The following is a 24,889-nucleotide window of genomic DNA, read 5'->3' on the forward strand; positions in this document are numbered from 1 at the left end:
GGTAAATGGAAAATAGTAAATATCCCCATTTTATTGAGTTATTCGATGCAAGGCACCAAAAACAACATTTATACTGTCTCGCGGCTCAATGGTGAAGTCAGACAAATTCTCGAAGGACAACTGGGTAAAATTTGGCTTAATGGCGAAATATCCAACTTTTCCTCCCCCAGCTCAGGTCATTGGTATCTCACCTTAAAAGACCACTCTTCACAGATCCGTTGCGCCATGTTTAAGGGCCGTAACCAGACGGTCAGCTTTAAGCCCATCAATGGTCAGCAAGTGCTGGTCAAAGGCGCGATCAGCGTTTATGAACCCAGAGGCGACTATCAATTATTAATTGAGTCCATGCTGCCCGCTGGGGATGGATTACTCGCCCAGCAGTTCGATGCACTCAAGATGAAGCTCGCAGCCGAAGGATTATTCGCCGCCGACACCAAAAGATTGCTACCCAAAAATATTCAACGCATTGGCGTTATTACGTCACCTACGGGTGCGGCGATCCGTGATGTGTTACATGTATTGGCAAGGCGCGATCCTTCGATTGAAGTCATTATCTATCCGACTCAAGTTCAGGGCGAAACCGCGGCGCAGAGTATTTGTCAGGCAATCAATATCGCCAACCAACGTTTAGAAGTCGATGTATTACTGCTCACCCGCGGCGGCGGTTCGCTTGAGGATTTGTGGTGTTTTAACAGCGAAGCCCTCGCCCACACGATTTATAACAGCGCCCTGCCCATTGTCAGCGCCGTCGGCCACGAGGTTGATACGACTATCAGTGATTATGTTGCTGATATCCGCGCCCCAACACCCTCTGCGGGCGCGGAGCTATTATCACAAGACAGTGATAATAAGGCGCAAAAACTCGCCACAGCCTTATCGCGCCTGCAACAAAGCGCGAAACATTATCAGCTTAAACAAGAAAGACGACTTAGTTTGCTAGAGCACAGACTGCAACGCCAAGACCCTAAACGGACTTTGCAGCAGTTCGAACAAAGATTCGATGAGATGCAATTACGACTAGAGTCCGCGCTGTCGAATCGCTTGCATCTGCTCAGCCGCCGTCAGCAGTTGCTCGCAAGCCGCCTTGAACAGCAATCTCCCAAGCATAAACTCGCCATTGAGGGTAACCGCTTAAGTTATCTTGCGAGCCGCTTACAGGATGCATTGCAGGACAAACTCAGCCAAAGTGAACAGCGGATAAAATACGCGGCCCATCAACTCGAAACCGTCAGTCCGCTTGCCACTTTAAGCCGTGGTTACAGCATTACCACTGACATCCACAATCAAGTGGTCGACTCTGCTGATAAACTGGCCATAGGTGATAGTTTGCAGACCCGCTTGCGCCATGGACAAGTGATTTCAACCGTCACTCAGATAAAGCCGCTCGAATAAATCTACATGACGCTGAAATAGTCTTAAAACACAAAAGGAACCCTAAGGTTCCTTTTGTTTCAAATGTGTCTGGTAAAAAACACTATTTGGTTTTTCTGTCTTTAATATGGCTTTGTGCGCGCTTGCGGCGGCGCTCTTGGCTCATAGTCAACTTCTCAGTCTTGTTTTCAAATGGGTTATCACCCTCTTGGAAACGCAGCTGGATTGGCGTACCTACGACTTTCAATGAACGACGGAAGTAGTTCATCATGTAACGCTTATACGAGTCAGGCAGTCTACTCACTTGGTTACCGTGAATAACCACGATTGGCGGATTGTAACCACCGGCGTGAGCGTATTTAAGCTTCACACGACGGCCATTCACTAATGGCGGCTGGTGATCGTCCTGCGACATTTGCATAATACGGGTCAGCATAGAAGTGCTGACGCGGCGTGTGGCACTGTCGTAAGCTTCTTCAATCGATTCAAATAAATGGCCAACACCAGTACCGTGCAGCGCCGAAATAAAGTGAATACGGGCAAAGTCGATAAAACCAAGACGACGGTCAAGCTCGCTCTTCACGCGATCTTTAATGCCTTGGTCGATACCATCCCACTTGTTGACGGCAATAACTAAAGCGCGACCCGCATTGAGTGCGAAACCTAACAGACCTAAATCTTGCTCGGCAATACCTTCACGGGCATCGATGATAAGCAAAACCACGTTAGCATCTTCAACCGCTTTCAAGGTCTTGATCACTGAGAATTTCTCAATGACTTGATGTACTTTACTGCGACGACGAACACCCGCGGTATCGATAATCACGTACTCGCGACCTTCACGTTCCATTGGAATGTAAATACTGTCACGGGTCGTGCCGGGTTCATCAAATACCACAACGCGCTCTTCACCTAGAATACGGTTAGTCAGGGTTGACTTACCGACGTTAGGTTTACCTATGATCGCCAGCTTGATAGGCAAATCTTGCAGACGCTTTTGCTCAGCTTCGGCTTCTTCTTCGGTATATTCACGCTCTTCAGTAACTTCGTCCTCACCTTGACGCACAATGCCCATCGCTTCGGCATAAGGGGTCAGTGCGTATTCGATCATATTGGTCACACCACGTCCTTGAGACGCCGCCATTTGGTAAACTTCACCAAGACCTAAAGACCAAAACTCGGCACAAGCTGAATCGGCATCAATACCGTCAACTTTGTTTGCAACCACAAAGGTGGTTTTTTCACGGCTACGTAAGTGCTGTGCAATCGACAGATCCGCAGCGGTTAAACCCGCGCGCGCATCGGTCATAAATAGAACGACATCGGCTTCTTCAATGGCAGCAAGGGATTGCTCAGCCATTTTCGTCTCGATCCCTTCTTCAGTGCCATCGATACCGCCGGTATCGACCACAATGAACTCATAGCCGGATAAGAATGCTCGACCATATTTACGGTCACGTGTTAGGCCAGGAAAGTCAGCAACCAGCGCATCACGCGTGCGCGTAAGGCGATTAAATAGGGTGGATTTACCGACGTTCGGCCGACCAACAAGGGCCACTACAGGGATCATGATTTTGCCTCTAAAAAACTTTTCAATAAAAAGCCCCCGGAACACACTTCCAGGGGCTCAGCAAGGATAACACTTTTAACTATGGAAGTGTTACAACAGCCAACTTTCCGCTGCGACCTTGAACATAGATTTTATCATCCACCACTAACGGCTGGCTGTATAATCCTGAGCTGTCCACTTGGACACGACCCACAATCGTCCCTGTACTGCGATCGATGAAGTGCAAATAACCTTCGAAATCACCCACAACTAAATAGTCTTTATATACAGCCGGAGATGTCAGAGTGCGGTTAGCTAACTCAGAATTACTCCACAGTTCCAAACCGTTACGTTTATCAACTGAGTAGATACGGCTGTGATCGTCAACTAAGTACAAGCTTAGGCCCGCTGATGCTAACTCGTTAAAGCTAGAATACTTACGTGTCCACACAACTCGACCCGTGCGCAGTTCCATCGACACTAAGTTACCGTTGTAGCTCACTGCATATAAGTTGTCGCCAAGGATCAAGGGCGTCATATCCACGTCGGCCATACGCGTAAACTCGTTACCGCCCGTTGGATTGTAAATAGCCTGTTCCCACGCAGCTTGACCATTGTTTTTAATCACAACAGCCACTTTGCCATCGGCGGTACCTATGAAGAAACCACCCGCTTCGTAAGCTGCAGAACCTGTACCGCGCAGGGTCAGATTCGGCAATTGCATTTCATACACCCACAGCTTGGCGCCAGTATCAACGTTAAACGCTTCGAGTGAACCAGAGCTGGTACTGACCACCACGACGTCATCGGCCACAGTGGGAGCAGACAGTAATTCACCGCCCGCAACGACATGCCATAACACTTGACCATCTTCAGCGTTCAATGCAGCAAGCAGCCCACTTTCACCACCTAAAAAGACTTTATTACGCGCAGCAGTCACACCAGCAGCAATACGCGCACCTTCATTTTTAGCTAAAGCGTTATCACGAAACTCTTCGCTGAAATCTTTAGTCCAAACGCGCTCGCCAGTGGCCTCATCGAAGGCAACCACTTCACCATAACGGTCGGCGGCAAAAATTTTTCCATAACTAACGGCGGGGGCAAGGCGAGAATAATAATCACCAACACCATTACCGACAGAGGTGCTCCAACTCACTTCAGGAAACACTGTCGCCTGAATGGCAGTTAACTCACTTACCGGTTCTTCTTCGACATCGCTCGACGAACAGGCGGATAACATGGCCAGACTTAATCCAGCGGCTAGCAGGTTTTTGCACCAAGACTTCATCAAGGGATCCCTTATGCCTGATTTAGGCTATCAAGTTTGATTTTAAGCGCAGGGCTTGTCACCACACCACCATTGTCCATGGCAGCTTGATAAGCTGTTTTTGCCTTCTCAACTTCACCTTGACGAACTAAGAAATCACCTTTCAACTCATCGCGCTGAGCGAAGAAAGCTTTATCTGTTACTTGATCTAAGGTCGCTAGAGCTGCATCAATTTGACCTTGCTCTGCTTGTACTCGTGCTAAACGCAAAGTCGCAATCACATCTAAACCAGCACCGGGTTTAGCCGCAATCACCTTGTTCAAAGCATCAATCGCTTTTGGATAATCCTTCGCTTCTACCGCAGTTTTGGCCACGATCAGTTCTAACAAGGCTTGATAGCCTTTTTGATCGTGATTTTTAGAAAACTCGGCGACACCCGCAAGCATTGCGGCTTCATCGGCAGATTTAGTGGTCAAATTTTGGAACGCTTTTGAAGCTTCTTCCGCTTGCGCCACTTTAACGTCAGAATAATAATTCCACGCATATAGGCCGCCTAAACCCACTACGGCACCGATTAAAATTGAATTTCCGTAATCTTTCCAGAACTGCTTGATAGCATCAACTTGTTGTTCTTCTGTGCTATAAATTTCCACGCGCACGTCCCCTTTATTTGATCAGTTCAGCCAAAAATGTGCCTAAGGCACTTCGAGCTACCCGTTGTTGTTCGATGTCATTGCGTAAATGTTTAACCGTAACCATACCTTCGGCAAGTTCATCTTCACCTATCAGTAGTGCCACACTCGCACCGCTTTTGTCGGCACGCTTCATTTGTTTCTTCACGTTACCGCCGCCACAGTGACTCATCACTTTAAGGTTTGGCAGTGCGTTACGTAATTCCTGCGCGACCTTGATGGCTTCAACCAGACAGCTATCCCCCATGGCCGTGACATACACATCCACTTCTGGCGGAATATCTTTGGTCAGCTCTAAGGTTTCAAGCAGCAAGACAATGCGCTCTAAGCCCATAGCAAAACCGACCGCTGGAGTATCTTTACCACCTAACTGGGCGACTAAACCATCGTAGCGACCACCCGCAAGTACAGTACCTTGTGAGCCTAAACTAGATGTAACCCATTCAAATACAGTGCGATTATAGTAATCTAAACCACGTACTAGACGCGGATTAATGGTGTATTTGATACCCACTGCGTCAAGTAGTTCACGTAATTGTGAAAAATGTGTCTTTGATTCTTCACCGAGAAAATCCATTAACTCAGGTGCATCAACCAATATGGCTTGGACATTTTGATCTTTTGAATCCAATACTCGCAGTGGATTGCTGTACATGCGACGCTTACTGTCTTCATCGAGCGCATCTTTATGCAGCTCTAAAAACGCTATTAAGGCATCACGATAAACAGCGCGCTCAGCAGGATCACCTAAGGTATTTAGCTCTAACGAGACGTGCTCGCTAATACCGAGTTTTTCCCACAGACGTGCCGATAGCATCAAGACTTCAGCATCAATATCAGCCGAGCCAATGCCATACACTTCAACGCCAAATTGGTTAAACTGACGATAACGGCCTTTTTGTGGACGTTCGTGGCGGAACATAGGACCCATATACCAAAGACGTTGCTCTTGGTTATATAGCAGACCGTTTTCGTTACCTGCACGCACTGTCGACGCGGTACCTTCAGGGCGTAGCGTTAAGCTGTCACCGTTATTATCTGCGAAGGTATACATTTCTTTTTCAACAATATCAGTCACTTCACCGATAGAGCGTTTAAAAAGATCGGTATTTTCCACTATTGGAGTGCGGATTTCGCTGTAACCGTAAGCACTGACGCTCGAACGTAGTACCGCTTCCACTTTTTGCCATAGAGGACTTTGAGTTGGCAGAATGTCATTCATTCCGCGAATCGCTTGGATCTGTTTTGCCACTGTATCGACTCGTCCGATTTCGCTAAATTAATAAAAATGTCACGCATTATAGGCTTTTGAGCGTAAAACGTAAAACGACCCCGTCGGTTTCGGGGCCTAGCTCAACATCATTAGGCGTAATCTATGCCCAAATGCGGGTACATATTACTCAGTTGTGTCTTTGATTTGAATACGGTTCGCCATTTGAGTGGCTTTTGCGCGAATTTTCGCTTCGAGGGAATCGACAATGTTGTCGTTGTCAAAACGTTCTTTTTGACGTTCACCCTCATCATAGTAACCGCTCTTATTGTGCCCACCAGTTAAACCGATGTGCGACACTAAGGCTTCACCTGGGCCGTTAACTACGCAGCCGATAATAGACACATCCATGGCGGTAGTCACGTCTTCGAGGCGACGCTCTAACTCATTGACTGTACTGATCACATCGAACTCTTGACGAGAACAAGATGGACAGGCAATGAAATTAATGCCACGGCTACGAATACGCAGCGACTTTAAAATGTCAAAACCGACTTTGATTTCTTCGACCGGATCAGCGGCCAAGGAAATACGTAGGGTATCACCTATGCCTTCGGCCAATAACATACCTAAGCCTACGGCCGATTTCACTGAACCCGCGCGCGCGCCACCGGCTTCTGTAATGCCTAAATGCAGGGGTTGACGAATTTGTTTTGCTAATAAACGGTAAGATTCGACCGCTAAAAATACATCGGAGGCTTTAACGCTGACCTTAAACTGGTCAAAGTTCAATCTGTCCAGAATATCCACATGGCGCATAGCTGATTCAAGCAAGGCTTCAGGTGTGGGTTCTTTGTACTTGTCCATTAGATCTTTTTCTAATGACCCACCATTCACACCAATACGGATGGGAATATTATGGTCACGGGCACATTCCACCACGCTACGAATACGCTCTTCATTGCCTATATTGCCCGGATTGATTCGAAGGCAATCGACACCGTACTCGGCAACTTTTAGAGCAATGCGATAATCAAAATGAATGTCGGCCACTAAAGGAACATTGACCGCTTGCTTAATGAGCTTAAAGGCTTCAGCCGCATCCATAGTGGGTACAGAGATACGCACTATATCGGCACCGACTTTCTCTAAGGCACGAATTTGAGCAATTGTCGCTTCAACATCTGTGGTCTTAGTATTGGTCATTGACTGAACAGCAATCGGCGCCCCATCACCAATCGGTACATTACCCACATAAATGCGGGTGGAAGGACGTCTTTTTATGGGAGTTTCATTATACATGCTTAATACGCTCTATTTCGGTACGTGCTGCAGATCATTACGCGGTCGTTAGGCTTTAGGCAAGGTTAAACGCGCGACTCGTCCCTTGGGAAAATCCGCTAGGCTAACAATTTGACCATCTAAGCTTAAGGTCGCTACATGGGGTGCACCTAAAATGACTTTAAACGGTGGCACACCGCTCACTTGCACTGTTGCGCCAGCGCCTTTAACACCATCGACTAACGCTTTACCTTTAGCATCAACAATGTTTATCCAGCAATCACCCGTCAACTGGACATCTATAATCGATTGTCCTGCAACAGCAACCAAAGTACTTGCTGCAGTGGCAGTGGTCGTTGATGTTGTGGTCGGTGAAGGCGTTGCACTAACAGGCTGTTGGACTACAGGAGCTGTCGTTTGCGGAACCGATGGCGTTGTGGCTGCGATTGCTGAACCGCCATCTTCATTACTCGTATCAACGGTCTGAGGATAATTATTGTCCGTTGGTCCTGTGCTGACATCAATAGTGCTTGCATCAGTATCTTTAATTGGACCATCGATAGACATTGAGCCGTTTGCGGCAATCTCAGTCAAACGAGGACTGGCATCCGTTTCGGTCAATAACACATCACCTGGCAGCGTCTGATTCGCTGCTGCGACCTCTTCAGCCGTGGGTTGCGACACATCAATAGTGCTTAGCAAGGTCGTTTTTTGCATCCACCAGACGACTAACGAACCGAGTAACACTATGACGATAAAAATACTCAGCCAAGTTAAACGTGTATCGCGAGCTTGATATGTGGTTTTGCGTGAAAAACTTTGCATTGCAGGCTCAGTCACAACTGGCACTTGCTGCACAAGACAAGCTTCAATCAAAGCCGCATCGGCACTGACCATACGCGCGTAGTTTTTCACATAGCCACGTACATAAGTCGATGAGGCTATATTCGTAAAATTGTCAGCTTCAATATCTTCAATAATACGAGGACGTAGATGCAGCTTTACAGCGGCATCTTGAATACTAAGGCCCATTTTTTCGCGGGCGGCTTTTAATAAAGTACCAAGCGTGACATCTAGCGCGACTGATTGCGGTGCTACCGACTCAACTGGCGCATTGGTTTCATGATCTTTCATTGATGCAAATTAACTCTGTATTGCTTGGCCTGAGGTGATGCTGGGAATTTGGCAAGCAATAAAATACCAAATCTCTTCACAGCGGCATCATCATTCACTGCCTGCTCTATTTTGATCCCGAGCGCTAAACTTTCTGGAGTTTGCTCAGCCACTTGGTGATAGCGCGCTAATTGGTTTCGCGCCTGAATAAAATCACCTTGATCGACTTCTAACTCTGCCAACTCCAGTAATGACACCGAGCGTCTCGGGTCATACTTTAACGCCATCTGAAAATACTGTCGTGCCTTTTCTGCTTGTCCTGCTTCGCGACTACAAAGACCTAAGTTCTCATAGCTTGAGGCAGTGCGCGTATATTTGGGCATTTCAATTGCGGCCAAAAACATTTTTTCAGCTTTGTTGTATTGCTTTTGTTGGCACAAAAACACCCCGAAATTATTCATGGAATCGCCAGAGGCGTCCTTAGTACTAATGGCATTCATGTACGACTCTTCGGTACGCACTAAATCGCCCACGGTTTGATAGTAATAAGCCAGAGCGGTATGCACATCTTCGAGCTCTGGAGCATATTCTAATGCTTTATCAAGATTGTATTTGGCTTGTTCCGTGCTACCTCGATTTAAATAGGTTAAACCGAGCTGCATCCGCTCTCTTGCGGCGGCGACTTTGTCTAACTTTCGTTCCGAAACAGGAATATCTGTCCCAGTATAAGTACGCTCAGTGACGCAGCCTGTCATCAATAATGACAGGCTTAAAATCAACGAAAACCTTGGCAATCCATGCTTCATGGGCAAGCCTATAAATCTGTGCAAACAAAGAGTTAATTCATTGTGACTGAAATCTGGTTTTCTTGCATGCGTTTTTTCGCTAAACGTTTCGTTCTGTCGCGAATATCACCAGCTAACTGACCGCAAGCGGCATCAATGTCATCACCACGGGTTTTACGTACAATGACAGTAAAACCGTATTCCATAAGAACCTTAGAAAAACGGTCGATACGTGAATTAGATGAGCGGCCATAAGGCGAGCCAGGATACGGATTAAATGGGATCAGATTCACCTTACAAGGTGTATCTTTCATTAACTTAGCTAACTCATGGGCTTGATCTGTGCTGTCGTTGATATGATCTAGCATCACATATTCAACTGTCACGCGGCCGCGGTTAGCATTTGATTTAGCAATATAGCGACGAATACCCGCTAAAAACTCATCCAGCGGATACTTTTTATTGATCGGGACCAGAATGTCACGCAACTCATCATTCGGTGCATGAATACTGACAGCAAGTGCCACATCGATGGCATCGCCCAGTTTATCTAACGCTGGCACTACGCCTGATGTTGATAAAGTCACGCGGCGCTTTGATAAACTAAAACCAAAATCATCGAGCATGATGTCCATCGCAGGGATCACATTGGCTAAATTGAGTAATGGCTCACCCATGCCCATCATCACGACGTTAGTGATCGGACGCTCGCCCGTGTCTTTTGCAAATCCTAAAAAGTGCGACACGCGCCAGATTTGGCCGACGATTTCAGAAACCGTTAAGTTACGATTAAAACCTTGCTGACCCGTCGAGCAGAAAGTACATTCCAGCGCACAACCAACCTGTGAAGATACACACAAGGTCGCACGATCATCCTCAGGAATATAAACCGTTTCCACTTCTTGGCCTTGGCCAACATTAATTGCAAATTTTATCGTACCATCGGTCGATTTTTGGAAACTCGAAATTTCTGGTGCAACGATCTCGCAGCGGGCCGCCAACTTTTGACGTAACACTTTGTTGATGTTGGTCATCTCTTCGAAGTCACTGACACCGAAATGATATAGCCATTTCATGAGCTGATCGGCACGAAAGGGTTTTTCACCCATTTCCGCAAATAATGCGCGCATCGCCTTACGATCAAGGTCTAATAAATTGATCTTCTTTTCACTCATATAGCTAACCTCAACACCAAAAACCGGATCCTGCAACAGGGCGGCGAATTATACAGACGCAAATAAATTTTAGCCAGTAACTCAATTCACCTATGATAGAATCTCCAAGGGCTAATATTGGCCTAAAATACGGAGTTGTAATTCCACCTATATGTTAACCCTCATCATTATAGTGCTTGTCGCTGTTGCTGTTTCTTTTCTGTGCAGTGTGTTCGAAGCAGTTCTGTTATCGGTTACCCCAAGTTATATCGCATCACTCGAACAAACTGACAGTGCCGCAGCCGCGCGCTTGCGTAGATTGAAAGAGAATGTCGAAGCCCCTTTGGTGTCAATCCTTACCCTAAATACTATCGCTCATACCGTCGGTGCCGCCGTTGCAGGTGCGCAAGCGGCTAAAGTATTTGGTGACGATATGTTAGGTGTTTTCTCGGGCGTATTAACCTTTATTATCCTGTTTTTCTCAGAAATCATTCCTAAATCATTGGGTGCAAACCATTGGCGTCGCCTCGCACCAAGTGTTTCTGTTGCCGTGCTGTGGATGAAGCGTACCACTAAACCGCTGATCTGGATGTCACAGCAAGTCACTCGCCTAATGGGCAAAGGTGATGAAGGCCACTACATACGCCAAGAGATGAGTGCTATGGCCAAAATTGGCCATGAATCCGGTGAGCTTGATGAGCAAGAGTCAAAAATTTTGACGCAAATGCTGAAGGTGCGAGATATGCCAGTCACGGCGATCATGACGCCGCGCACTGTGATGTTTTCTTTACCCATAGATCTCACCCAAAATGAGTTTGTGCGCCAATACCGCGACAAGCCTTTTACCCGAATTCCAGTATACGACCAAGATCATGATGATGTGATTGGTTACATTACCCGCACCGATGTATTGCTAGCAGAGCGTTACACGCCAGAAGCACCGATTGGTGAACTTAAACGGAGTTTATTTGTGGTGCCTGAAACCGCAAAAATTCTGCCACTTTTTGAGCGTATGATTAAACGTAACACCCAAATTGCGATGGTGGTCGACGAGTACGGCAGTAGCCAAGGTATCGTAACTCAAGAAGATATCATCGAATCTATGTTAGGATTAGAGATTGTCGATCTAAACGACCCCGCGACCGATATGCAGCAATTGGCACGTAAACTTTGGACTAAGCGCATGAAGCAAAAAGGCATTCGCCTATCCGATGACGGTGATTTTGAAGCCGCATCCGATGATGACGAAGCCAAATCCGGCTGAAGGCTAACCAAGTTTAGTGCTTGTTAATATAAAGGGAGCCTAGCTCCCTTTATTCTTTTAGAATGCGGATGACTCAGAACCCTCTGAAACTCGCATTTTCAGGTTGCTTGGGTATATACTCACCCGCCGTAATAGAGGTAAGTTATGACACAGAGCTACACACTCTCACTCGCGCACATTAATGACACCCATTCGAATTTTGAACCCTGCCGCGTCCAATTTAGCCTTAACATAGGTCAACATAAGCTAGATGTGACCAGCCATAGCGGTGGTTATGCCCGCATCGGCCATCACATCACAAAAGCGCGTCACACCGCTGCACAAACCAATACGCCTTTTATTTTCCTGCATGGTGGTGACAGCTTCCAGGGCACGCTGTATTTCAGCCATTTTAAAGGTAAGGCCAACGCCCACTTACTCAATCTGTTGGCACCTGATGCTATGGTCATTGGCAACCACGATATTGATGAAGGTAACGCCAGACTTGCCGAGTTTGCCAAGCAAATTGATTTCCCATTGCTTGCGGGCAATATGGATTTAAGCCAAGAAGATCTCAACAAACCCGGTTGTCTGCGAGGTTTGCCTAATATCTTGGATTATGATCATGAGCAAAAACGCGCGAAATACCTGCTTAAGCCCTTCCACGATAAGACATTAGCAATTGTCGGTATTACCTTAGATCAGATGAAAGAGATCGCTCGTCCCGATCCCGACACCCATTTTGTCGATGCTATCGCCACTACCGCGCGCACGGTTGAGCACCTTAAAAATCAAGGTATTAAGCATATTATCGTGCTCAGTCACTTAGGCTTAGATCAGGATAAACGCCTCGCGGCCGAAGTCGATGGTATTAGCCTTATCGTCGGCGGTCACACGCATACGCTACAGGGGGATTTTCGCGCCTTAGGTTTGAGCAACCTGCCCTACGGTGAAGTCATCAATAACACGCCCATAGTGCATGCGGGTAAGTATGCCGAAGTCGTCGGCTTGGCCGAGGTAGTATTTGACGCTGAAGGTAAAATGCTGAGCTTAACAGGCGGCAACTACTTCATGCTAGATCAACACTTTATCTTAAGTGCTAACACGGCAGTCGATAACCAAGATTACCAAGCTGTGCGCCAGCAGCTTAATCAGCATCCGAATATCTTTTGGGATGATGCCGATGCCGATATCGATGGCGTGATCCGAGATATCTACAAACCCGCTATCGCAGAGATGGAAAACAAAGTGTTAGCACTGGTGCCGAAGAACTTAGTCCATACCCGCTTACCCTCTAAAGCCCTGCCCCACGGCAGTGAAATAGCACCTTGGGTGAGTCGCAGCATGTTCCAAGAAGCCAAACTGGTCGACCCAAGAGTGAACTTTGCTCTGCATAATGCCGGCGGTGTACGCCAGTCAGTGGCCCAAGGTCAGTTGACGCTAGCGGATGTGATGGGGCAGTTGCTGCCCTTCGAATTGCCATTAGTTAAATATGAAATTCAAGGCCAGTTCCTCTATCAAGCGCTCGAATCGGCGATTAACGCGGCAACCAACAACAGTGTCCGTGGCACAGGTGCGGGTAGCTTCCCCTACACTTACGGCCTACGGTATTACTACGATGGGCGACGCCCACTGGGTGAGCGTTTATTTAGATTGGAGATGATGCAGCAGGACAGCCAATCACTATGGTATCCCGTTGAACCTGAGTCACTTTACGTAGGAGTTTCAACATCTTATACCGCCGCTGGTAAAGAAGGTTATTCTCCATTGCTGCAAGCCCGCTGGCAGGAGTCGATGGAGTCACTGACTTTGCCACAGGCCTTTATTCGATTCTTGAATCGCTCACCGAATCTGTCTGATTTATTGTCACAGCATGTGCATTACACCAGCCACAGCCAACGTATAGGTTAGGCGCTATGCTCCTCATGGCGTAAACATTAATGCTGTGAGGTGCAAAGTGAGTGGCAACTTACAAAGCACTAAACAAACCTGAGCTTAAAATTGCCAATCACATTGCGGTAAACGCGCAGTAAACCAATCCTGCGCCTTGCCTTCAGCATATTTACGCCATGCCATAAACACAGCTTGCGTTGGGCGCGGCATTTCCACATGACAAGCCACTAGGCTTCCCGCCGCCAACGCATCTAAGATCAAGTGCTTTGGAATGTAACCCACACCTAATCCCAATTGCTGCGCCTTAATTTTGGTCTGCATATTCGGCACACGGATCACTTGGCGACTATCAAATAAACCACTTGATCGCTGTGCTAGGGCAGTCGAACTATCTGCTACCACAATAGAAGGAAATTGCAGCAATGCCTCGGTCGGAATTGGACCTGCATGTTGCGCCAATGGGTGCGCAGGATTTAAAGCAAATACAAACTCCAACTCCCCAATTTCAACCACATGATATTGGCCTTTGGGCAACTCCCCTGTTACGCCGATGGCGATATCGGCACGGCCAGAATAGAGCGCATCCCACCCGCCACCTAAGGACTCTTCGCTGATATTCACAGTCACTTGCTTACCCAGCTCAGTAAACTCACCAATCAACTGCAGCAGGGGTAAATCCGGCACCACTGTATCTATGGCTAAGGTCAATGAAGACTCCCAGCCTGTCTCGAGTTGACGCACCGCCTCTTCGAGCCTTGATGTTGCCGCAAGGATTTCTCTGCCTTGGCGCAGCACAAGTTGACCGACTAAGGTCAGCTCGGCGCGCTGGCCCTTACGTTCAAATAATTTTGTGCCTAAATCGCTTTCCAGTTTCTGCACTGTGTAGGTCAGTGCCGATGGCACCCGAAACAAGGACTCGGCAGCAGCGGAAAAACTGCCTTTCTTATCAATGGCATCGAGCACGATTAATCCATCGAGACTAATAGATGGCAACATATAAACCTTATATTCAAATTATTTGAAATGGACATTGAAAATGTTCCGATTTTCTTTGCCAAAGGTCAAGTCTACACTGCTTAGCAATGGAGAAGTTCTGCGGAACTGCAGCCAAACTGACTTAAGACTGAGTGAACAATACCCTTAACTATTCGTTAAATAATTTGAAATAAGGAATATCCCATGAAAGCACTGATCACAAAAACACTGAAATCAGCCCCGAGTTTTGCCCCACTGGCACTGCGCATTCCTATCGGGATCATCTTAATCGCCCATGGTTCACAAAAACTGTTTGGCTGGTTTGGCGGTTACGGCTTAGAAGGCACTGGACAATGGATGGCATCCATTGGTTTGACACCAGGTTACTTAATGGCATTGATGGCAGGTTCAAGTGAATTCTTCGGCGGCCTGTTCCTATTGCTCGGCCTGCTGACTCGCCCAACGGCCCTCGTCTTGTCATTCACTATGGTTGTGGCGATTTTCTCGGTACATATAGGCAACGGTCTGTTCCTTGCCAATAACGGTTACGAATTTGGTCTCGCCCTATTAGCAGCCACAGTCTCATTGACGGTATCTGGTGCTGGCAAATTCGCTGTAGATAACCGATTCGCTAACCGCATCAAATAAAGGGGAAAGCAAGATGATCACATTAAGAAAAGCACAAGATCGCGGTCAAGCAGACTTAGGCTGGCTAAAGAGTCAACATACCTTCTCTTTCTCTAGCTACTATGACCCAGAGCACATGGGGATTTCATCCCTAAGAGTCATCAACGATGACAGAGTAACACCCGGCGCAGGTTTTGATACCCATGGTCATAAAGACATGGAGATCATCAGTTACGTGATATCCGGCACTATCGCTCACAAGGATAGCTTCGGCAATATCAAAACCTTACCCGCAGGAGAGTTTCAATTGATGTCCGCAGGTAAAGGCATTTACCACAGCGAGTTTAATGCCTCTAAAACCGAGCCGCTGCACTTTTTACAGATTTGGATCCGCCCAGATACTTTAGGCATAGATGCGGGTTATCAGCAAAAGGCATTCGAGCAAAGCTCACCACTGACGGCCGTGGTGACACCAAACGGTGAAAATGGCACGCTCAAAGTGCAACAGGATGCGACCCTATATCGTTTAGTGTTGAGTGAAGGCGAAAAAGTAACGATGGACAGAAGCGCCGCTCAAGCAAATCGTCATCTGTATGTTCAATTGATTGAAGGTACGTTGGATATCAATGGCACAACACTCACGGCTGGGGATGGCGCGCATCTGACACAACTCGCAAGTGTCGACTTTACTGCAACAAGCGGCCCAGTTACCGCATTAGTGTTCGATTTATCGCCTAATGCGTAATACAAGTGATTTAACAAAGCGATTCAGTAATTCAGCTTCACTATTTATTAGTTATTAGCAAACTACCAAGCAAACGATTGAGTAAGTGATTAGATGCCAGCTTGATAAGCACTCACCAAGAAGCACTGCCACAAGTCATCTTTGGCAGTGTTTTTTATTGGCGCTTCTATGGCGATGTTATAAAGCAGTGCTAACGGCTTCGTTTAGCTACCAGAACAGCCCTTGATAAGCTGAGTTAGAGGGCGAGCGTCATGCTGAAGTTAACCAACACTTGAGCTTGACCCTGTGCTTTATCCGCCGCATTCAAAAAACGCTTATGTTCATTACGACGAATACTGCGAAATCCCTGTTTCTCAAAAAAAGGCCGCGCGAGATAGGATGCTTCAACCGTTAATCGTTTCAGCGCTAAGATTTTAACTTCTTCAAACAACGCAAAATACAAAGAGGTCGCCACCCCAGAACGGGCATATTCTGGATGAACAAACAAACATTCCACTTCAGCAGCGGCTTCAACATCGCTGTCGGCGCCTATCTTAAGATTGATAAAACCCACCAGCATATTATCGGTTTCGGCAACCCAAATAGTGGTTCCCTGTAAGCGTTCAAGCCAATAACTCTCGCTGCGGGTCTCACCTTCAATATAAGCCCAAGCAGAGCGCTCGGCAAACGAGTAAAACTCGCCAGAGCCTTGCATTACACTCGCCTCAAAGATTGCCGCCAACTGCGAGACATCCGATGGCGTAAATAGTCGAATCTTCATTCTCTGCCCTCCATCTTGAATCATTAATTGACTTAGATTAACCGAATTCTAATTTAAGCTAAACAGTGCTTATTTAGTTAAATAGTGTCACTAAACGGCGTTAAGCTAATGTTTTACTATGGAATACCTTACATCACTTTCTAGCTGAAACCATAGTAAACGCGCGTTAAATATTCTTTCCTATATTCTTTTCCATATAGAAACCGGGGATCACTTGCCCAAGTTTTTGCTGATAACTGCGCTGTATTTGAATAAATCCCATCCGAGTAAACAACCCTTTAGAGAGATAAGATGCGTCCAAGCTCAAGCGCACATAGCCTTGTGCCTTAGCCCAAGCTTCTAAAACAAGATAAGCGCGCTCACCTAATCCCTGACCTTGATAATCTGGATGTATATATAAGCTATCTAAGTAACCTTGACGGGGGAAATGGGTTTCGACATTGATAAAACCGCAACAAACAGAAGAAGCAGTCGCTTCATCTATGGCTAAAACCACCCACGCCTTCGAGCGACGTAACCGTAAATCCCAATGTTTAGCCGATCTTGGCGCCGCAGACCAAGCCATAAGCTGCGCCTGCGCATAACGAACATGGGTAATGCTGTGCACGCAAAGGTGAAATAACTCACTCACTTCACGTGCATAACATGACTGATAAGGCTGGATCTCGAACTGTTCAAACGCCATCACTTGAGTGATCCCCTGCTGAGTAATAACGGCTAGAAAAATAGCCGCTATTTTGCCGCCTTTGTCCCCATCGAGATAGTCACAAACTCAGATTTAGCGGCATTGAACGCTAAAAACAAAAACGGCCTCGAAAGTATCGAAGCCGTTGAATTACAGAGGCGCTCAGGTTAGCGCACTCGATACTGCTGACTATTTCTTATCGATTTGGCCAACAAATAACAGTTTATCAAAGGTGCGGTTCAAGGTTTTGCTGGTGAATTCGTTCATCCACATTTGCTCAACCACAGCCACTTTATCGCCTTTGCTCACTTCAGTTTGAGGACCCGCGGCCCAAAAAGTGGTATCAGCTTCTTTAATCTGTACGTAGGTGTAACCACCACCGTTCATCGTATCAACAACAGTACCTTCGTGGGTGACACCCTGAGCCCAAGCACTTGACATGCCTAACGCTAAAGTCGCTACTGCCGCTAATTTTACCCATTTTGCCATCATGCCTGCGTTCCTTTTGTTTTGCTAATATGCTGCATTAAAGCACGCTAAAAACAATAAATCGCTAATCTCTATCACGAAATACAACACTTATCGCAAAAGCAGTATTTTTCTTAAAAGAAGGGAACTCATTTCAACAGCGGTTTTAGCATGCCTTCTAAGCCATTAAGTTTGATTTCGTACATTAGCGCTAATTGCTCACCAAGTTTCCCCTGAGGAAAACCTTGCTTATGGAACCACACCAAATAAGGTTCGGGTAATTCGAGCAACTTACGTCCAGCGTACTTACCAAAGGGCATTTTTTGATTAACAGCATCAATAAGGAGTTGCTGATCCATAGGTTGTTATCTCATACAGAACGTCACGATAATCCTACGGATGCTACAACATAAGCGAACGAATGTCGCCGTTAACTCACGCAAAAGTGACTATATACCCAAGGGCTAAAATACGCGCTAGCTAACATCCAAAAGGCATTCTCACATGAATATTAAGCGATAATTTTTAACAGATTAGGCCCTAAATTAGCGCAGGGAGCATACTGAAAACCATATTCACTACATAAGCGCTCATGCTCACCATGGGCGGTCATACTGACACAAGTTCCCGCACTCGCATGGTCATCAACAAAGGCCATCACCCGCTCAAGTATTATCTTTGCTAGCCCGTAGGATTGGTATTCGGGTAAGACAATAAAATCTTCAATCATCAAATGCCCGGGCTTGTTGCCATAAACACACGCCGTTGCCAATAGATTAGACTTAGCGGCCCCAGCGCCGGCATGCTCCAATTCAGTCTTGTCACTTAATCGAATAGAGACCCAGAACAATGCCTGTACATCCGCAAGTTCAACGCCAATAGAAGGGAGGCCAACTGTGGCCCGCAGATTAAGTAGTTCATGAAATAACGTTGCAGTTTCAACGAGTTCAAACTTAATAGGCATAATAGTTTTGATATCCATTTGGCATCCCTTCTCCATGGTTGAAATTTCAAGCGATTTAGACGTCAGTCTATAGAGATGATAAAGCCAGCATTTGGCAGTTTGATGACAAGTGCCTCACCAAACAAGACCACTTTCGACTGAGAAGCTGATAATTTACTCAGATCAGTTAATAACATTTAGAAATATAAAATTAACATTTGTACCAAGGAAGAAATAAAAAACTACACCCTAAGTCCTATGCACAGTTACCGATCACCACAAACAACCCTTTTAACTGACGGATAACAGATAAAACAATGTAAAACCAATAAGATAAAAAAACATTTTTATAAATCCCTCGTCTCATCTTTTTTGTCAAATTAACGGCATATGACCAGATACTGACAGAAAAACGCCTACGACAATTTAATTAAAAAAACGTCAAAAATCAGCCAATTGACCGAGATTAACATTAGGTTTACATTCGATTTCGGACATCAATGCGGATAGATCCAAACACATCAACTCGCTGCACAAGGGTCATCAAAAGAATTAAGGAATACGTCATGATAGTCTTAATCGGTGGAGAAAAAGGCGGCAGCGGTAAAAGTTGCTTGGCCCAAAATATAGCTGTATTTCTAACCACAGAATGTAACGCCTCGGTCATTATGGTGGACTGCGATCCCCAGCGCACCACCTCTGACTGGATCCATGCAAGAAACAACAATCCGCAACTGGCCAGCATCAATTGCGTGCAGCTTTACGGTAAGATCCGTAATGACTTACTCAGTCTTGAGCAACACTATGATGTCGTTCTCGTCGACTGCGGTGGTCAAGATAACCTAGCGCTACGAGCAACCATGTCAGTCGCCTCTTACATTTTAATGCCCTTAAGACCTAAGCGCCGCGATTTAAAAACTGTGTGTCACATGGACGATATCGTCGCGACGTGTAAGATGATTAATCCCAAGTTACAGGCATCTTTTGTGATCACCCAATGTCCAAGTCTACCCAATCAAGCTAACCGAATTTTAGAGGCCAAAGAAGTCTGTAAAACCTATGATATCCATGTCCTTGACGCGATAACTTACTGTCGTAATGTTTATGATGACAGTGAAGAATCAGGATTATCGGTAATTGAAATCGAGCCCGCAGGAAAAGCAGCCGAAGAAATTCGCACTATCGCCTGCGAACTATTCCAAGTCGATTGTGCTGCCAGCTTAGCCAATCTCCTACATCCCGCGATACACGCTAAGGGGGTGAGTCAAATGCATCATCATTTGCCCCATCAAACTCAATCCACTCACACGACTACTCAACGAAGGGGGCAAAATGGGACTCAGCGATCTCAAGAAAAACGCTATGTCATCTAGCAGCTTACAGCACTCGCTTTCGTTAGATGAGTTTATTGAAGCGGCAAACTTGTACGCAATGGGACAAAGTCTGAATAAGATAAAAAGCAATCTAGATCATAAAGCAGATGCAACTGTCACAAAAAACACAGGCTCACAGGCAAATCACATCACAACTGACATGGCCCAGAGCCATTCAAATGTGTTGAGCTTACACAAACAAAGCCTAGAAACAGACGTATTATTCCCGGCAAAAGTAGAAACAAAAACACACTATCGCAAAGCAACATTTTCCCTCAGTGAAGCGGCTATAACCCATCTTGCTACACTGGCAGAAGAAAGCACTATATCCAAATCAAAACTGCTCCGACTCTTGATTGAACAACACTTCGACCTACCTATTGCCTTGAGGCAATTACAAGAACAACAACGCCAAAACCGTTAACGATTCGCACTACTCCCACCCTTTTCCGGTAACTTAGCTAAGATCGAGTTACCGGCTTTTTACTCAAAAAGTTAAAAACACAATAAAAACCATCATAAAATCGCGGCATAAGTTCTGATCCCACCTATCCTTAAATATACATAATGCTGAATTAATGATATTAACTCAGAGTCAATACGTAACATTAAGGTGTTATTTTTGTTAAACCAGATCAGATTTATTTTTCTTTGTTTAACCGCAGCGATAATGATGCCCTGTTACGCAGAATTTTCATTGGCACAAATCCCGCCGCTAACAAACAAAACCCCCATTACTTTGGTCGCTGAAAAAGGATTTTGGACCGACTATTTAACCCAAGAAATGTTACCTAAATTCACCGCAAAAACCGGCGTAAAAGTGCAAGTGGTCAGTACTGAATTAGAGGATATGTTTAACTTACAGACCCAGAATTTACTTCAAGGTTCAGGCAAATACGATTTACTCACAATGGAAGCGGGCTGGGCTAAAGAATGGGCTGCCAATGGTTATACAGTGCCCTTAATTGAACTCGCTAAACTTTACGATCCCGATGGCGAAAAGGCCATGGAGAAATACCTAGAACCCTATTACCCATCGCTACTTAACATCTTGTCCTATCAAGGTGAAATCCATGCTATTCCCTATAACAATTATGTTATGGGTAATCATTATCGAGCAGATCTCTTTGATAATAAAACTGAAAAAGCTCACTTTCTGCGTCAGTTTGGCTATCCACTCGCACCAGCAAAAACCTTAACAGAGTTACGAGATCAAGCTCAGTTCTTCACTCGTAAAGCAGGCACTACATTAGCGAATAAAATACTGACTCATGACTTTTACGGTCTAGCGCTAATGTCGGGTGATAAGCCCCATATTAACGATGAATTCTCTAGCATGATTTGGAGCTTAGGTGGCACTTGGATGCAGCCCGTCTATAACAGCCAGAAACAGATCTCCCATTTTGAAGTGCCTACCATCAACCATGAAGCCATTGAAGCGGCCAAACAATATCGCGAATTAATGCCCTATGCAGTTCCCGCTAACGAGCAGTTTGCTTTCAATGAAGCAGCTAATGCTATTGCGACAGGTCAAGCGGCAATGTGGCCTTTTGCCTACAATAATCTGTGGTATAAATCCTTTAAAGTTGAACAGAACATTCTCGGCGCGCGTCTAGCCGTAAGCCAAGTGCCTGGCGGTTATCCCTACAATGGCGCTTATGCCTTTGCCGTTAGCTACGACAGCAAAAACCCTCAAGCTGCCTATTGGCTGCTCAAATATATGGGCACCTATGAGGCACAACATGCCTATGCTATGGGGGGTGGTAATCCCTGTCGTATGGATGTAGTAACAGCCCCAGAATTTAAAGATGAATCTTTAAGAGGCATAGCTGGCGCATTTGAGGCAAGCCACATAGCCAATATGTTTTGGTCTACTAAGGTCTTATCCTTTGGGCATTTCACCAGTACTGCCATGGGACAAATTTACCCTGAACTCAGCCACGCCTGTTTTAGCGCAAGCCGCAGACCCGCTAACAGTGAAGATATTTTCATTAAATTAAGTGCAGAGATAAAACACCTCCAAAATACCTATGGAGAGGTACCTGCTATTGACAAAGAAAATAATGCCAAGCACTAAACCACTGAAAAGTTTGAAACAAAAAATAACCTCAGCCTTCTATATCATAGTGGGCATGGCGCTATTAAATGGTGTTGTCGCCATACTACTGTCACAGCAACTAAAATCAGAAATTGAACACTTAGTCGGGGTAGATGTGGTAAAAGTCACCACTGCGCTGCAACTGGCAAAAAACAGTGAAAAACTACAAATCATTACTGCACGCTTGAATAATTATTATGATGAAAAACAAAGAACTAGCCTGTTAGGCGAACTTTCCGCACAATGGGAATTACTCATCAATGACTCACGACTACTGGCCTCGATAGAAACTTCTACAGTCAATAAGCAAGAATTAAATTACGCCTTAGATACTCAACTGTATTACTTACAACAACTGCCATTACTCAACACGTTAACCGATACTGCCTTACAAGCCAATTCACAGGCAGCCAATATTCAAGCCAACTTAACGTCAATGGCGTCGGGATTTAGCGATGAAATGCAAACCCAATTTCAGCGTATCAATACGGACTCTGAACGTCAGCTTAAGCTGAAAAACGTTGACCAGATTGCTTTAAATATCAATACCAATCAGCAGCTATCTTTATTTAGTCATCTAGGAGAACACTTATTTACCCAGTTAACTCAAGTGAATATCATCGACAATCTAGTTGAACTAAACCAAACCCAAAGAGATGCTATGCGACTGCTGTTAAGCATGGAGGCTATGCTTGATAGTATCGGTGGCGATAAAAACTTATATTTGAATTTGTTATCACAAATAAAACAGACCATGGTCGGTGAAGACAACCTCTTTGAACTTTCTCGCAAAGCGATTAGAAGCACTCATATCGCCAATGCGCATTTAGAATACCAAGCTGATGCCGCACAAATCGTTGCGACCTATACGCAGGATCTCGTTAACCAAGTTGAAAATGAAATTCAGCAAACTGGCCGCAAACTTAAAAACGATAGCACCGCATTTATCGTATTAATTTTCTGCAGTGGCATCTTATATTGCTTCTTCATCTGGCTCACCAGTTGGCACTTTATCACTAAGGGAATCATCAAGCCTGTCATGGCGACTCGAGATGCAATGAATGCCATTGCCAATGAAAAACTCGACGCCAGAATGCCTGTCACTGATAACTTAGAGCTCCAGCAAATGGTCAGCTCCTTAGAGACATTAAAAAGCTACGCAGCTCAGGTTAAAGGCATGGCCGAAACCGACGGATTAACTGGCTGCTATAATCGCCGCTATTTAGATTTACAACTCCAAAAAGAATTAGAGTATGCAAGGGACCACAACATGCCCCTAGGTATAATTCTGTTTGATATTGATAATTTTAAACAATTTAACGACAGGTATGGTCATGTCGCAGGCGATCAATGTCTTAAGAAAATCGTGAATGCAACCAAATCGATCTTGAAACAACCCACTTACATGCTTGCCCGCTATGGCGGAGAGGAGTTCATGATAGTACTGCCATCGAGCAATCTCGAGGAGGCATATCATTTTGCTGAAATATTACGCAATAAAATCATCAGTTTAAAAATACCACATGAAGACTCCCCCCATGACGGCATACTGACCATCAGCGCTGGTATTACTTGCTGGGAGCGATCACAACCTATGGATACGAATAGCTTAATTAATCAAGCTGATGAGGCTCTCTATCACGCCAAACTAACAGGTCGCAATCGTACAGAGACACGACTAAACCAACCAGTTCGCTATTCCTAACCATAAAATGCGGCAACTATTCAGTTTCTTTTTTCACCAGAGGATTGAGTTACGCTGACTTCACCCCCATTAGCTAATACTAAGTTAATCAGGATAAAGTCAGGGAAGTATGCTCGCTATTGTTATCACGCTTATCCTAGGAATTGGCGCAATTACCTGGCTACTGTCGAGTCGTTGGCGCAAGACCTTACATCGTCGACGAGTCACGATGAAACCTTTTCCAAAAGAATGGCGCAGCATTCTCAAAAAAAGACTGCCTTACTTCCATGCTCTACCCGCAGATCTACAACTGCAACTCAAACGGCATATCCAAATTTTCATCGATGAGAAAGTCTTTATCGGCTGCGATAATTTTGAGATCACGGATGAAGTAAGAGTCACAATCGCGGCCCAAGCCTGTCTACTGCTACTCAATCGTAAAACCGACTTTTACCCCAAACTGAAACAGATTTTGGTCTATCCCGATGCCTTTATCGTCAATAATCAACATAAAGACACTAGCGGTATCGTGTGGGAACAACGCAATGTGCTGGCAGGGGAATCATGGGAATACGGTAAAGTTGTACTCTCATGGAGAAATACTTTAGACGGCGCCGCCGATCCCCATGATGGTAATAATGTCGTAATCCATGAGTTTGCCCATCAGCTCGATCAAGAAGATGGCCAAGCCAATGGCGCACCCATTCTGCAGCATTTTGCCGACTACAGCACTTGGTCTGAAGTGCTAAATAGGGAATTTACCCAATTACAACACAGTGCAAATTTTGGCACCCCCTCATTATTTAATTATTATGGTGCGACTAATCCCGCTGAGTTTTTTGCCGTCATCACCGAAGTCTTTTTTGAGAAACCAGAGGATTTTTACCAACAACACCCAGAATTGTATCGGGAACTGAGCCGCTTTTATCAACTCGATCCGATAAACTGGCATTAACCCATAAAAGTAGAGGCA

24 protein-coding genes are annotated in these 24,889 nt (G+C 45.5%); 10 read left to right on the plus strand and 14 right to left on the minus strand.

Features of this window, described 5'->3' with window-relative positions; translation table 11 throughout:
• Positions 1 to 45 precede the first annotated feature (45 nt).
• Positions 46 to 1,392 carry an exodeoxyribonuclease VII large subunit gene (gene xseA / locus L5L91_RS04095; protein WP_168824523.1) on the plus strand — a complete coding sequence of 449 codons (1,347 nt, stop codon included), beginning with the start codon at positions 46 to 48 and terminating at the stop codon, positions 1,390 to 1,392.
• 82 nt (positions 1,393 to 1,474) lie between these two features.
• On the opposite strand, the gene der is transcribed toward xseA, so the two are convergent.
• The 8 genes from der to L5L91_RS04135 form a co-directional block, all read right to left on the minus strand.
• Positions 1,475 to 2,941: a ribosome biogenesis GTPase Der gene (der, locus tag L5L91_RS04100; protein ID WP_006082478.1), complete on the minus strand. Its 1,467-nt coding sequence runs from the start codon at positions 2,939 to 2,941 to the stop codon at positions 1,475 to 1,477.
• Positions 2,942 to 3,020: 79 nt separating this feature from the next.
• On the minus strand, positions 3,021 to 4,208 hold the full coding sequence (gene bamB, locus L5L91_RS04105) for an outer membrane protein assembly factor BamB (protein ID WP_263235717.1): 1,188 nt from the start codon (positions 4,206 to 4,208) through the stop codon (positions 3,021 to 3,023).
• Positions 4,209 to 4,219: 11 nt separating this feature from the next.
• Positions 4,220 to 4,840 carry a tetratricopeptide repeat protein gene (locus tag L5L91_RS04110; RefSeq protein ID WP_168824527.1) on the minus strand — a complete coding sequence of 207 codons (621 nt, stop codon included), beginning with the start codon at positions 4,838 to 4,840 and terminating at the stop codon, positions 4,220 to 4,222.
• Between the two features lie 13 nt (positions 4,841 to 4,853).
• The gene (gene hisS, locus L5L91_RS04115) at positions 4,854 to 6,131 is read right to left on the minus strand and encodes a histidine--tRNA ligase (RefSeq protein ID WP_263222182.1); all 1,278 of its coding nucleotides are present in this window, start codon (positions 6,129 to 6,131) and stop codon (positions 4,854 to 4,856) included.
• Between the two features lie 144 nt (positions 6,132 to 6,275).
• Positions 6,276 to 7,391, minus strand: a complete 1,116-nt coding sequence (ispG, locus tag L5L91_RS04120; RefSeq protein ID WP_168824529.1) for a flavodoxin-dependent (E)-4-hydroxy-3-methylbut-2-enyl-diphosphate synthase — start codon at positions 7,389 to 7,391, stop codon at positions 6,276 to 6,278.
• A 48-nt stretch (positions 7,392 to 7,439) separates the two neighbouring features.
• Positions 7,440 to 8,504, minus strand: a complete 1,065-nt coding sequence (locus L5L91_RS04125) for a RodZ domain-containing protein (RefSeq protein ID WP_168824531.1) — start codon at positions 8,502 to 8,504, stop codon at positions 7,440 to 7,442.
• Positions 8,501 to 9,289 carry a type IV pilus biogenesis/stability protein PilW gene (pilW, locus tag L5L91_RS04130; RefSeq protein ID WP_028761255.1) on the minus strand — a complete coding sequence of 263 codons (789 nt, stop codon included), beginning with the start codon at positions 9,287 to 9,289 and terminating at the stop codon, positions 8,501 to 8,503. The genes L5L91_RS04125 and pilW overlap by 4 nt, the downstream gene beginning before the upstream one ends.
• A gap of 32 nt (positions 9,290 to 9,321) precedes the next feature.
• Complete coding sequence (locus L5L91_RS04135; protein ID WP_028761256.1) at positions 9,322 to 10,443, minus strand: bifunctional tRNA (adenosine(37)-C2)-methyltransferase TrmG/ribosomal RNA large subunit methyltransferase RlmN; 1,122 nt, start codon at positions 10,441 to 10,443, stop codon at positions 9,322 to 9,324.
• Positions 10,444 to 10,594: 151 nt separating this feature from the next.
• Here L5L91_RS04135 and L5L91_RS04140 point away from each other — a divergent pair, with 151 nt between their 5' ends.
• Positions 10,595 to 11,686: a CNNM domain-containing protein gene (locus L5L91_RS04140; RefSeq protein ID WP_028761257.1), complete on the plus strand. Its 1,092-nt coding sequence runs from the start codon at positions 10,595 to 10,597 to the stop codon at positions 11,684 to 11,686.
• A 144-nt stretch (positions 11,687 to 11,830) separates the two neighbouring features.
• Entirely contained in the window at positions 11,831 to 13,576 is a 1,746-nt protein-coding gene (locus L5L91_RS04145; RefSeq protein ID WP_219250961.1) for a bifunctional metallophosphatase/5'-nucleotidase, read from the plus strand.
• An 84-nt stretch (positions 13,577 to 13,660) separates the two neighbouring features.
• On the opposite strand, the gene L5L91_RS04150 is transcribed toward L5L91_RS04145, so the two are convergent.
• Positions 13,661 to 14,554, minus strand: a complete 894-nt coding sequence (locus tag L5L91_RS04150) for a LysR substrate-binding domain-containing protein (RefSeq protein WP_168824535.1) — start codon at positions 14,552 to 14,554, stop codon at positions 13,661 to 13,663.
• Between the two features lie 183 nt (positions 14,555 to 14,737).
• Here L5L91_RS04150 and L5L91_RS04155 point away from each other — a divergent pair, with 183 nt between their 5' ends.
• Both L5L91_RS04155 and L5L91_RS04160 read left to right on the plus strand, forming a co-directional pair.
• On the plus strand, positions 14,738 to 15,181 hold the full coding sequence (locus L5L91_RS04155) for a DoxX family protein (protein WP_263162176.1): 444 nt from the start codon (positions 14,738 to 14,740) through the stop codon (positions 15,179 to 15,181).
• A 13-nt stretch (positions 15,182 to 15,194) separates the two neighbouring features.
• Complete coding sequence (locus L5L91_RS04160) at positions 15,195 to 15,905, plus strand: pirin family protein (protein WP_263162173.1); 711 nt, start codon at positions 15,195 to 15,197, stop codon at positions 15,903 to 15,905.
• A 235-nt stretch (positions 15,906 to 16,140) separates the two neighbouring features.
• Here L5L91_RS04160 and L5L91_RS04165 read toward each other — a convergent pair whose 3' ends face one another.
• From L5L91_RS04165 to L5L91_RS04185, 5 genes are all read right to left on the minus strand, one after another.
• Positions 16,141 to 16,665 (minus strand): GNAT family N-acetyltransferase, encoded by a 525-nt coding sequence (locus L5L91_RS04165; protein WP_263162170.1) that lies wholly within the window; start codon positions 16,663 to 16,665, stop codon positions 16,141 to 16,143.
• Between the two features lie 166 nt (positions 16,666 to 16,831).
• The gene (locus L5L91_RS04170) at positions 16,832 to 17,353 is read right to left on the minus strand and encodes a GNAT family N-acetyltransferase (protein ID WP_219250966.1); all 522 of its coding nucleotides are present in this window, start codon (positions 17,351 to 17,353) and stop codon (positions 16,832 to 16,834) included.
• A 186-nt stretch (positions 17,354 to 17,539) separates the two neighbouring features.
• Complete coding sequence (locus tag L5L91_RS04175; protein ID WP_006082493.1) at positions 17,540 to 17,842, minus strand: hypothetical protein; 303 nt, start codon at positions 17,840 to 17,842, stop codon at positions 17,540 to 17,542.
• Positions 17,843 to 17,967: 125 nt separating this feature from the next.
• On the minus strand, positions 17,968 to 18,177 hold the full coding sequence (locus L5L91_RS04180) for a DUF3820 family protein (protein WP_006082494.1): 210 nt from the start codon (positions 18,175 to 18,177) through the stop codon (positions 17,968 to 17,970).
• Positions 18,178 to 18,329: 152 nt separating this feature from the next.
• Entirely contained in the window at positions 18,330 to 18,800 is a 471-nt protein-coding gene (locus L5L91_RS04185; protein ID WP_263235718.1) for a GNAT family N-acetyltransferase, read from the minus strand.
• A 527-nt stretch (positions 18,801 to 19,327) separates the two neighbouring features.
• On the opposite strand from L5L91_RS04185, the gene L5L91_RS04190 reads away from it, so the two are divergent.
• The 5 genes from L5L91_RS04190 to L5L91_RS04210 all read left to right on the plus strand — a co-directional run bounded on the left by L5L91_RS04190 (position 19,328) and on the right by L5L91_RS04210 (position 24,871).
• A complete protein-coding gene (locus tag L5L91_RS04190) occupies positions 19,328 to 20,134 on the plus strand; it encodes an AAA family ATPase (protein ID WP_263162167.1) in 807 nt (268 codons plus the stop codon).
• Positions 20,094 to 20,558, plus strand: a complete 465-nt coding sequence (locus L5L91_RS04195; RefSeq protein WP_263235719.1) for a CopG family transcriptional regulator — start codon at positions 20,094 to 20,096, stop codon at positions 20,556 to 20,558. Before L5L91_RS04190 ends, L5L91_RS04195 begins: the two co-directional genes overlap by 41 nt.
• 249 nt (positions 20,559 to 20,807) lie before the next feature.
• Positions 20,808 to 22,211: an ABC transporter substrate-binding protein gene (locus tag L5L91_RS04200; protein WP_263235834.1), complete on the plus strand. Its 1,404-nt coding sequence runs from the start codon at positions 20,808 to 20,810 to the stop codon at positions 22,209 to 22,211.
• The gene (locus L5L91_RS04205; protein ID WP_263235720.1) at positions 22,198 to 23,937 is read left to right on the plus strand and encodes a GGDEF domain-containing protein; all 1,740 of its coding nucleotides are present in this window, start codon (positions 22,198 to 22,200) and stop codon (positions 23,935 to 23,937) included. The genes L5L91_RS04200 and L5L91_RS04205 overlap by 14 nt, the downstream gene beginning before the upstream one ends.
• A gap of 109 nt (positions 23,938 to 24,046) precedes the next feature.
• On the plus strand, positions 24,047 to 24,871 hold the full coding sequence (locus tag L5L91_RS04210) for a zinc-dependent peptidase (protein ID WP_173497624.1): 825 nt from the start codon (positions 24,047 to 24,049) through the stop codon (positions 24,869 to 24,871).
• Positions 24,872 to 24,889: the final 18 nt, after the last annotated feature.

The organism is Shewanella sp. SM55 (assembly GCF_025654025.1).
GTDB lineage: Bacteria > Pseudomonadota > Gammaproteobacteria > Enterobacterales > Shewanellaceae > Shewanella > Shewanella oncorhynchi.

Bases quoted from the DNA above. Each gene is read 5' to 3' on its own strand.
- xseA (WP_168824523.1), top strand. From the start codon at position 46: ATGCAAGGCACCAAAAACAACATTTATACTGTCTCGCGGCTCAATGGT.
- der (WP_006082478.1), bottom strand. From the start codon at position 2,941: ATGATCCCTGTAGTGGCCCTTGTTGGTCGGCCGAACGTCGGTAAATCC.
- bamB (WP_263235717.1), bottom strand. From the start codon at position 4,208: ATGAAGTCTTGGTGCAAAAACCTGCTAGCCGCTGGATTAAGTCTGGCC.
- ispG (WP_168824529.1), bottom strand. From the start codon at position 7,391: ATGTATAATGAAACTCCCATAAAAAGACGTCCTTCCACCCGCATTTAT.
- L5L91_RS04125 (WP_168824531.1), bottom strand. From the start codon at position 8,504: ATGAAAGATCATGAAACCAATGCGCCAGTTGAGTCGGTAGCACCGCAA.
- pilW (WP_028761255.1), bottom strand. From the start codon at position 9,289: ATGAAGCATGGATTGCCAAGGTTTTCGTTGATTTTAAGCCTGTCATTA.
- L5L91_RS04135 (WP_028761256.1), bottom strand. From the start codon at position 10,443: ATGAGTGAAAAGAAGATCAATTTATTAGACCTTGATCGTAAGGCGATG.
- L5L91_RS04140 (WP_028761257.1), top strand. From the start codon at position 10,595: ATGTTAACCCTCATCATTATAGTGCTTGTCGCTGTTGCTGTTTCTTTT.
- L5L91_RS04145 (WP_219250961.1), top strand. From the start codon at position 11,831: ATGACACAGAGCTACACACTCTCACTCGCGCACATTAATGACACCCAT.
- L5L91_RS04150 (WP_168824535.1), bottom strand. From the start codon at position 14,554: ATGTTGCCATCTATTAGTCTCGATGGATTAATCGTGCTCGATGCCATT.
- L5L91_RS04155 (WP_263162176.1), top strand. From the start codon at position 14,738: ATGAAAGCACTGATCACAAAAACACTGAAATCAGCCCCGAGTTTTGCC.
- L5L91_RS04160 (WP_263162173.1), top strand. From the start codon at position 15,195: ATGATCACATTAAGAAAAGCACAAGATCGCGGTCAAGCAGACTTAGGC.
- L5L91_RS04165 (WP_263162170.1), bottom strand. From the start codon at position 16,665: ATGAAGATTCGACTATTTACGCCATCGGATGTCTCGCAGTTGGCGGCA.
- L5L91_RS04175 (WP_006082493.1), bottom strand. From the start codon at position 17,842: ATGATGGCAAAATGGGTAAAATTAGCGGCAGTAGCGACTTTAGCGTTA.
- L5L91_RS04180 (WP_006082494.1), bottom strand. From the start codon at position 18,177: ATGGATCAGCAACTCCTTATTGATGCTGTTAATCAAAAAATGCCCTTT.
- L5L91_RS04185 (WP_263235718.1), bottom strand. From the start codon at position 18,800: ATGGATATCAAAACTATTATGCCTATTAAGTTTGAACTCGTTGAAACT.
- L5L91_RS04190 (WP_263162167.1), top strand. From the start codon at position 19,328: ATGATAGTCTTAATCGGTGGAGAAAAAGGCGGCAGCGGTAAAAGTTGC.
- L5L91_RS04195 (WP_263235719.1), top strand. From the start codon at position 20,094: ATGGGACTCAGCGATCTCAAGAAAAACGCTATGTCATCTAGCAGCTTA.
- L5L91_RS04200 (WP_263235834.1), top strand. From the start codon at position 20,808: ATGCCCTGTTACGCAGAATTTTCATTGGCACAAATCCCGCCGCTAACA.
- L5L91_RS04205 (WP_263235720.1), top strand. From the start codon at position 22,198: ATGCCAAGCACTAAACCACTGAAAAGTTTGAAACAAAAAATAACCTCA.
- L5L91_RS04210 (WP_173497624.1), top strand. From the start codon at position 24,047: ATGCTCGCTATTGTTATCACGCTTATCCTAGGAATTGGCGCAATTACC.